The 1461-nt window shown below is 69.9% G+C and carries 1 protein-coding gene and 1 pseudogene; one reads left to right on the forward strand and one right to left on the reverse strand.

All coding sequences use genetic code 11. The features are described 5' to 3' along the window. Positions 1 to 137, forward strand: a pseudogene (locus EAO70_RS40180) (cellobiohydrolase); the annotation flags it as partial. Between the two features lie 56 nt (positions 138 to 193). On the opposite strand, the gene EAO70_RS00760 reads toward EAO70_RS40180, so the two are convergent. Next, on the reverse strand, positions 194 to 1461 hold a 1268-nt coding region (locus EAO70_RS00760; protein WP_261992573.1), incomplete at its 5' end, for a glycoside hydrolase family 6 protein.

Raw genomic sequence — 1461 nt, forward strand, 5'->3', positions numbered from 1 at the left:
TCACCACGGTCGAGATCGACTCGCTCCCGAACCTGGTCACCAACGTCTCGGGCCGCCCGACGGCCACCCCCAACTGCGACGTCATGAAGGCGAACGGCAACTACATCACCGGCGTCGGCTTCCGCGCGTGTCGGCTCCCGCGGCCGGCCGGGACCCGGGGGGTCCGGGACGGCCGCGGGACCTGCGCCGGGTGCTACAGCGCCGGGTGGGCGTTCTTCAGGAGTTCCTGGAACTGGGCCGAGAACCACTGGCCCGAGATCGGGGCGTTCGGCAGCGCGCCCGACATGCTGTTCCCGTTACGGGCGTTGCCCGTGTACGTCGGGTCGCACATCCGGTCGAAGCCCTTGCCCTCGTCGTTCGGGATCTCCTTGCTGGCGCCGTCGGACTCGCCCGGGGGCTTGACCCAGACGTACGCGTCGATGCCCGCGGCGGGTGCCGCCTTGGGCCGCTCGCCGAGGCCGGCCCCGGACTGGTTGCACCAGTTGCCGAGGTGGATGCGCCGGTCGTAGCGGCCGCCGTTGACGTACGTGTCGACGCTGGTGGTGGCGCCCGGGCCGGTGGGACGTGCGGTGCCGCCCCAGCCGTTGCGGGAGGTGTCGATCAGCATGCCGAGGTTGCTGTCGAAGCCGAGGGAGACCAGCTTGGCGCGCATGGCCTGGGCGTACGACAGTTCGTCGGTGTACCGGTTCCAGTCGACCCACTTCGACTGGCGTACGGAGGTGCCGTTGAGGCTGTCGGCGATGGTGAAGTGGTCCTCCTTCAGGGCGCTGTAGTTGGCGGTGTTGACGATGAAGCCGTGGACGTTGGCGAGGGTCGAGCCCTCGGCCGTGGCGGCCTGCTTGAACAGCTCGGCGGAGGGACCGAAGTTGTCGTCCCAGCCCAGCCAGCCGTGGTGCCCGGCGTCCACGTAGTTGTAGATGTTGCCGATCGCCCCGAGCTTCTTGAGCGCGTAGCCGACGCCGGTGATGTAGTTGCCGTTCGCCTTCATGACGTCGCAGTTGGGGGTGGCCGTCGGGCGGCCCGAGACGTTGGTGACCAGGTTCGGGAGCGAGTCGATCTCGACCGTGGTGACGATCCGCAGGCCCGCGTACTTGGCGTCGGCGAGGATCGCGGCGATGGGGTCGATGTACTCGGTCTTGTAGCGGTTGATCTCGGTCGGGCCCAGCTCGCCGTTGGAGGCGAGCGCGGCGCAGTCGCGGCCGGGCAGGTTGTAGACGACCAGCTGGACGACGAGCTCGCCGGAGCCCTTCTGCGCCAGGGCCTTGTCGAGGTGGGCGCGCAGCCCCATGGAGGTGCTCGACCCGTTGATGGCGGCGATCCGGTCCAGCCACACGGCGGTGGGCTGGTCGGCCACCTTGGAGCCGCCCGGTTCGGCCGCCGCCTTCGCGGACCATTCGGGGTTCACGTACACCTTGGCGCCGGCGTACGGGTTGTCGGCCCTGCCGCCGGTCGGCGGAGGGG

Origin of the sequence: Streptomyces sp. adm13(2018), from assembly GCF_008042145.1 — a bacterium.
In the GTDB taxonomy this organism is placed as follows: Bacteria; Actinomycetota; Actinomycetes; order Streptomycetales; family Streptomycetaceae; genus Streptomyces.